The organism is Fervidobacterium sp. 2310opik-2, from assembly GCF_011057735.1.
In the GTDB taxonomy this organism is placed as follows: domain Bacteria; phylum Thermotogota; class Thermotogae; order Thermotogales; family Fervidobacteriaceae; genus Fervidobacterium; species Fervidobacterium nodosum.
This window is the reverse complement of sequence record NZ_LNGG01000007.1, coordinates 1-7166: the sequence shown is the minus strand read 5'-3', so window position 1 is coordinate 7166 and position 7166 is coordinate 1. Positions and strand designations below refer to the sequence as shown.

The 7166-nt window shown below is 32.7% G+C and carries 6 protein-coding genes and 1 pseudogene; 6 read left to right on the top strand and 1 reads right to left on the bottom strand.

Going from position 1 to position 7166, the window contains the following annotated elements; all coding sequences use genetic code 11:
* Positions 1-236: pseudogene (locus AS161_RS09210) on the top strand (lipopolysaccharide biosynthesis protein); the annotation flags it as partial.
* A gap of 96 nt (positions 237-332) precedes the next feature.
* Here the strand turns inward: AS161_RS09210 and AS161_RS04340 are convergent.
* Entirely contained in the window at positions 333-737 is a 405-nt protein-coding gene (locus AS161_RS04340) for a hypothetical protein (RefSeq protein WP_206518768.1), read from the bottom strand.
* A gap of 782 nt (positions 738-1519) precedes the next feature.
* Between AS161_RS04340 and AS161_RS04335 the strand changes: the two genes are divergently transcribed.
* The 5 genes from AS161_RS04335 to AS161_RS04315 all read left to right on the top strand — a co-directional run.
* Positions 1520-2770, top strand: a complete 1251-nt coding sequence (locus tag AS161_RS04335; protein WP_164541926.1) for a sugar transferase — start codon at positions 1520-1522, stop codon at positions 2768-2770.
* A 177-nt stretch (positions 2771-2947) separates the two neighbouring features.
* Positions 2948-4111: an ATP-binding protein gene (locus AS161_RS04330; RefSeq protein WP_164541925.1), complete on the top strand. Its 1164-nt coding sequence runs from the start codon at positions 2948-2950 to the stop codon at positions 4109-4111.
* 32 nt (positions 4112-4143) lie between these two features.
* Positions 4144-5238, top strand: a complete 1095-nt coding sequence (locus tag AS161_RS04325) for a glycosyltransferase (RefSeq protein WP_241241333.1) — start codon at positions 4144-4146, stop codon at positions 5236-5238.
* 13 nt (positions 5239-5251) lie between these two features.
* A complete protein-coding gene (locus AS161_RS04320; RefSeq protein WP_164541923.1) occupies positions 5252-6442 on the top strand; it encodes a glycosyltransferase family 4 protein in 1191 nt (396 codons plus the stop codon).
* Positions 6443-6510: 68 nt separating this feature from the next.
* On the top strand, positions 6511-7166 hold a 656-nt coding region (locus AS161_RS04315), incomplete at its 3' end, for a glycosyltransferase family 4 protein (RefSeq protein ID WP_164541922.1).

Below are 7166 nucleotides of genomic sequence, written 5' to 3'. Positions count from 1 at the left end.
AATCAAGTGTCTCCAAAAAGTTGTATCCTGTTCCATACAATTTGAGGAAGGTTTACTATCTTGTGATTAGTTTTATTTGCTCGGCGTTGCTCCATACATTTTCGCAAAGTCTATTCCTATCAATTCTTTCTTCATTAGTTGGACTTCTTGCCACAGTTTTTCTATACAAATCAGAATTCTCAAAAGTGTTTTCAGTTAGCGTTGATTTATTCAAATCTATATTCCGTCGTGAATAGCTAAAATATTCTTAATGGTAATTTATTAAGAATAAATGTTACTCAACTAAAACACCAAAAGTGGACCTTAGCCCACTTTCGATTTTTATTGTATTCTCAATCCTTCCCATCCGAATAGAATAGTTCACTTACTTCTGTCAAGTTTTCATCTGATACATAGTCAAATCTCATCGGTGTGAACGGTGCATCTGTACAATTTGGTGGTTTTTTACCGTACATTATCACCGATATCACTTTATTTCTCACATACCAATTCAGAAAGTCTTCTTCGTTTCCTCTTCCATCATAACTTTTCAATCCAACCATGGTTATATACCAAATTGTTTGCCTAAGGTCTTCGAAAGAATACAAATATGACTTGTTGATATTCCAAAAATACTTAGTCCACCTATCAACAAGTTTTTGGTAACTAAGTACTTTCTTATGCCAAGCGATATCTGGATTGTTTAAGTTCTTTTCAAAGCTGATTTGACCGTTTTCTAATTTGTTGAAATCATCCATAAGAAAACACCCCCACGGCTTTTTGAGAATTATTAGTTGTATTTGAATTCAAATATTTAAATAACGAGCGGGTAAAGTTTTGCGTAAGTTATAGGTTCAAGTGTATAATTATAAGTATACATATATATACTATATCATATACTTACCGAACTTGTAAAAGGCAAAATAATATTTTACGGAAAATTAACCTGAAAGGATAATTGATTTAAAGAATTGTAAAATTCAGTCCAATGAAGTAAGTTAATTTTTTGATTTTTCATTTTTCCATTGAGCGTTATACATGCCACAGTATGATGTATCTACTGAGGAATTACGTATTTTTACGTTAAAGTTCATATAACGATGACTAATAGTCGTAAATTAGGAGATTCAACAACGTTTGACAACTTAGTATGTTAATCCAAAGATAAAATTATTAAATACTTATTACCAAATAATTGCTAAAAATAGTAATATATTTAATTTTAACTTTTCTAGAGCACCGTTCGGAAATAAATATATATTTCTGTAATTTTCTATGTGCTTTTTAATTAATATATTCAATGTATGCTATCTTCAAAATAAATTGTTGTGAAAAGTTAGCATTCCGAAATTATGATATTCTTAATTATAAAGTTACTTTTTGGCAATATATAATTTCTCTACTTGTTGTATAATTACTAATGCAGATTTTCACTAAATTCTTCTCCCAATTGAATTTAAAATTTTTATGAACAAAAAATTATTCTAGATTGTCTAAAGTTATAAGCTGTACAGTGAATAATCGAAAGAGGGGGTATTTAATGTATTTCAACCTCGCTATTCTTTTGACAAATGTTGGAATAACAGTGCTTTTATCAGATATTTTCTTAAAAAATGCCGTTTTAGTTATTTTAAAAAGCTTTTTCTTTTTACTTTTTGCATTTGCTTTGAGAACATATGATGATGATAATTTGGAAAGCTTCAATGAATCTGTTGTACGATTCTATATTTCAGCCTTTTTGTCATTTCTTTTTGTTATTTCTGTTGTTTCAATTTTTGATTTTAACGTTTCAAAGTACAATATACTCTATTTAAACTTACTCCTTCCAATTGCTCTGTCTGCTGTTAATCCCATTTTGTTTAAAATTTCGTTGAAAACGACAAAGCCAAAGAAATATCTTGTTATAGGTAGGCAAGAAGAGTTGAAACCTATTTTGGATGAGATAACCCAAAAATCAAAAGGAAGATATGTCTTTGCTGATTTTATTAACCCATCGCCAGTTACATTTAGACAGAAAGTCATACATTACGATAATGTTCTTATTGGTGATTACGAATTGTACGAAAGAATAAAAGACGAGATACAAGATGATATAAAGCTAAAGAATGTTGAATATCTCTCTGAGCTTTCAGAAAGGATATTGAAAAGAATACCGATAGCAGTTATTCAGAAATTCAAAGAGTATTACGAATTGGAATTCAACAGAGCAAAAGAATCTCCAGCAAAAAGACTTCTGGATATAATTGGTGGAACATTTGGTCTAATATTATTCTCACCATTTATGCTAATAACTGCGATAATGATACTTATCGAAGATGGAAGACCTGTGGTGTTTAAACAACTCAGAGTAGGAAAAGATGGGAAATATTTCGAATTTATCAAACTCCGGTCTCTTAAAAACGATGGGTTCGATTCAAATAATCCAAACGGAACAATAGAGAAAAGACTGCTAAAGATAGGAAAAGTTATTAGATCTACGAGAACAGACGAATCGCTTCAATTCTGGCTAATACTGAAAGGAAAAATGAGTTTAGTAGGACCTAGACCAGAGATGATAGAATACCACAGATTATACAGTCAGCAAATACCATTTTACGAATATCGCCTGAAACTAAAACCAGGGCTTACAGGATGGGCACAAATAAACTTTAAACACACAACAACTTTGGAAGAATATATGAAAAAGACAGAATATGATTTGTATTACATTAAAAACAGAAGCACACTTATGGATTTAAGAATAATTTTGCAAACAATAGAAGTTATATTCTGGAGAAAAGGAGCGAAATAAATAATTCCAAAAGTAGTTCTTTTAATACAGTTTTAAGAATACTGTGTTCATATATAACCAATCTCTTCAGCTTCGGTGAATACCGAAGCTTTTTTATTTTTTGTCACAGCAGTAGACAAAAAATAGACTTTTGTCACATAGTAACAATTATGGTATAATCGTCCTGAGGTGATGGGGATGGATGAAAAAAAGTTGAAGTATATAATAGAGGCTTTGTTTGATAAGCCGATTGATAATGGTGATTTGCTTGTGGATCGTGAGAAGGAGATAGAGCATTTGAATAAAATTGCTTATTTCCAACCGATGGGGATTTTTGGCGTATGTGGTGAAACTGGTGTTGGAAAGACGACAACTCTGAATTTTATCAATTCCGAAAACGCAAAAAGGTTCTATGTTTTAATAACCGAGAAAGATTCAAAAGAGGTAATAATTGGCGATTTTTTGTATAAGCTTTCTAATTTGGCGTTGGGGTTGAAAAAGAAGGAAATCAATAAGGTGGCTAATGAGGCAAGGGAGTTTATATTAACTGAGATGAGCCAAAGCACTTCGTATGGAGCAGGTTTAAGTGTTTCTGCCAGTTTTTCATATGGAAAATCAACTGTGAGCAAGAAGAGGTTCAATATATACACAGTGAAGGATTACCTTGATGAGCTGTTGGCTTTGCTTGTTAAAGAGTACGGGAAGATTTTGGTTATAATCGATGAATTGGATAAAGAAAAGAAGGAAGAGGTTTTAAATATTTTAGACTCACTGAAGAGTGTATTGTTTAAGGATAATATAGTTACTTTCGTTTCTTTGCCGTTTTCTATATACAGGGAGTATTCGAATGATAGGATGAGGTGGAACGAGAGCGGGAATTTGGAGAATATATTCAGAGATATGATATTCCTTGATCCATTAACGGTGGAAGATATAAAGAGGATGATTTTGAAAAGGATAAAGGAATATCCTGATTATTTTGAGATGGATGCTTTGGATGAAATAGCCGCTTTTAGCGATGGAAATCCAAGAGATGCCTTGTGGATAGCTCAGCAGATAGCTATAATTAATTCAGATAAAGATAAAATCAGCAAGGAAGTGGTGAAGGGAAGTATAAAGGAGATTATGGCAAAAGGGCTTGAGAAGACGTGGTCGTTTACGGAGATACAAAAGACGATATTGCAAGAGTTGATAAACAATCCTTTGGAAAAGTCCGAGCTTGTCAAAAGGTTGGAAAAAAAGATTAAGCGTCAGACGGTGTACACTTACGTTAAGAGAATGATAGATGATGGCGTATTAACAGAAAATAACGGTGTGTTGAGAGTTTCAACAAAAATTAAGTACTATATAGAGAGTCTTTGAGTTTTTATAATTTTTTACAATGAGGTGGTATGTTGAAAAAGGTTCTTATTGTAGGGTATTATCATCCGAAAAATGATAAAAGGGTTTTTAGAACTGTTGAGGCTTTAAGTAAAGTATGCAATGTTTCTTATCAATACATTTCAGATAATGAAAATGATATTCATGTTAAAAACAATATCAAGTTCATTCCTATTTTATTTAGGATAAATGCGCAAGATAATGTTTTGAAAAAGGCTTTGAAAAGGATAAAATTCGATTTAAAAGTTTTGAAGGTTATAGAAAGCGAAGACTATGATATACTTTATATGCATCATTTTTTGCCGATGTTTCCTCTCAAACCTTTCAAATCTGCCAAATCGAAAAAGAAGATGGTTGTGTACGATATTCACGAATACCATCCTGAAAATTTTTTAAACTCGCTTAGTGGATTAGCAAAGTTTTTAAAAGAAAAAATAATGTGGAAAATTTTTGAAATGCAATTAAAATTAGCAGATAAGCTTATTTTTGTATCAAAAGAGATGCAGGAGGATGTTTACGAAAAATTAGGATTAGACAAACCATATTTGGTTGTCCCGAATTACGCAAGTATTTCAGTTGAGCCTAAGGAAAAAAGAAAGGAAATATCATTTGTTGGAAAGGTGACGAGAAATATTGAAAAAGAAAAGGAGATATTGAAGAAACTAATAGAGAAAGAATTTACGTTCAAAATTATCGGGATGGATTCGGATGTGTTTAAAGAAGTCCCACACGAGTATACTTCTTTCCTGCCATATGAAGATATGATGATAGAGCTTTCGAAATCTGCTTTTTCACTGATTTCTTACAATACTGTGAGAAATGAAAATTACAAGAATGACTTGTTTGCACTTCCAAACAAGTATTATGATTCTATATGCGCTGGTACACCGGTAATAGTTAAGAATACTTTTGTGTCGATGGCAAAAGAGGTGGAAAAATACGGTATAGGTGTGGTGATAGATCCTAACGATGTTGAAGAGTCAGTGAAAAGAATTCTTAATGCGTACGAACGCTATGATGAAATTATGGAAAATGTACGAAAATACAAAGGAAATTTTGTTTGGGATGATAAGAAAAAAGAAGAATTCGTCAACTTTGTATTGTATTGAAGGTGATTGAGAAATGAAAGTTCTGGTGATAACAAGCCTTGGTCCGAAGGTTTCAAATCCACAAGCTGGAATATTCATTATCAATAGATTGAAACATTATGAAATGCACGGAATAGATTTCGACGTTGCCGTGTTGGGGTACAACGATAATAAGATGGTGACTTTTGCCAAAAAATTTTTGAAGATTTATAATAAAAACCAGCCTCTTAGTACGTGTTGCGGAATAAAGCTAACACCTGTTTTAATAGATAGAAGTCTGATTGAATTAGCATTATTCAAGGCTTTACCGAATTATTTCTTAAAAACCGCAGGAAAGTTTGTCAAAGCAATTGAAAATATGTTTAGAGTAGAAGATTACGACTTAATTCATGGACATGGTATGTACAGTATACCAGCTGGATTAATTGCAAATATTTTATCTGAGAAATACAACAAGCCGTTTGTCGTAAGTTGGCATGGTGGGGATGTAAATGTAGTTATGCCGAAAAGAAGCAAAATATATGTTAAAGTCCTAGAGAGCGCTTCGGCTAATATTTTTGTTAGCAACGCTATTTTGGAAAAAGCAAAATCGTATGGATATTCGGGGAAAAATGCGGTTGTAATTCCAAATGGATTCGATGAGGAGATATTTAAGCCTTTGGATAAAGAAAGTGTGAGAAAAGAGCTTGGGATTTACAAAGAAGGATATAAATACATTGGATTTGTTGGTAATCTTTTACCAATAAAGAGGGCTGATAAACTCGGTGAAATATTTAATCTCATCGCTAAAGAATATCCAAAGACATATTTCATAGTAGTTGGAGATGGTCCGTTGAGAGAGGAAATTAAGAAGGAAACAAAAGGTTTAAATATCATCTTTACCGGTAGGATACCTCAGCAAGAAGTAGCAAAATGGATGAACGCAATGGATGTTATGATATTACCAAGTAGGCAGGAAGGATTTGGTGCCGTGGTAATCGAAGCGCAAGCGTGTGGGACTTGTGTAATTGGAAGTAGCAATGGAGGGATACCAGAAGCGATAGGCTTTCCAGAGTATGTAGTTCAAGAAGGAGAAAATTTTGAAGAAAGGTTTGCTAAGAAAGTGGTTGAAGTATTAGAACATGGATATGATGCCAACAAGCTAATAGAAAGAAGCAAAGGGTTTACTTGGAGAAATATTGTGGCAAAAGAGATAGAGGTCTATAGAAACTGCTTTATTTTCTAAAAACTGGAAATCCCAACATGTTAAATTAAGATAATTCAACACTTTGTAATCGATTGGAGGTCTTACATGTGAAAATAGCCTTACTATCTTTTGATAATTCAAAGGTTATAAATTACGGTGGAAAACACGTACATCAAGAGCTATTAGAACGTGGGCTCATAAAACTCGGACATGAGGTAAAGACGTTTTACCCCCCGATTGAAACTAGAAAATGGGTTAGAAGGATTAAAATTGTTCTCTCAAATCCAACTTCCTTGTTTTCTTACTATGCTCGCTTTAAAAAAATTTTTCACATGAATTTACGCTTCTTTTCTTTTCTCAAATTAGATGATTTTGACATCGTCCACTGTCATGATGTTGGAAGTCTTTACAATATTGACCATCCGTCGACAGTTTTAACATTGCATGGATATCTGGCAAGGGAAGCGGTTAATTACTCACCTACCATTTCCGAAAAAGACAAACGTAAAATTTTCGATTTTTGCATGCAAATAGAAAAAAGTGCGGTGAAAAAGGCTAAGCATATTATAACTGTCGACAGTAGGTTAAAAAATTATGTGATTCAAGAATTTGGCTATCCAGAGGATAAGGTTACTGTTATATACAACGCTGTTGATACTGAACTCTTCAAACCTGTTACAAATGAAGAAAAAATTTTACTTCGAGGTAAGCTCGGACTCCCAAAAGATGCCTTTATTGTATTTGTTCCAAGAAGATATGTAAA

Bases quoted from the DNA above. Each gene is read 5' to 3' on its own strand.
- AS161_RS04335 (WP_164541926.1), top strand. From the start codon at position 1,520: ATGTATTTCAACCTCGCTATTCTTTTGACAAATGTTGGAATAACAGTG.
- AS161_RS04320 (WP_164541923.1), top strand. From the start codon at position 5,252: ATGAAAGTTCTGGTGATAACAAGCCTTGGTCCGAAGGTTTCAAATCCA.
- AS161_RS04340 (WP_206518768.1), bottom strand. From the start codon at position 737: ATGGATGATTTCAACAAATTAGAAAACGGTCAAATCAGCTTTGAAAAG.
- AS161_RS04330 (WP_164541925.1), top strand. From the start codon at position 2,948: ATGGATGAAAAAAAGTTGAAGTATATAATAGAGGCTTTGTTTGATAAG.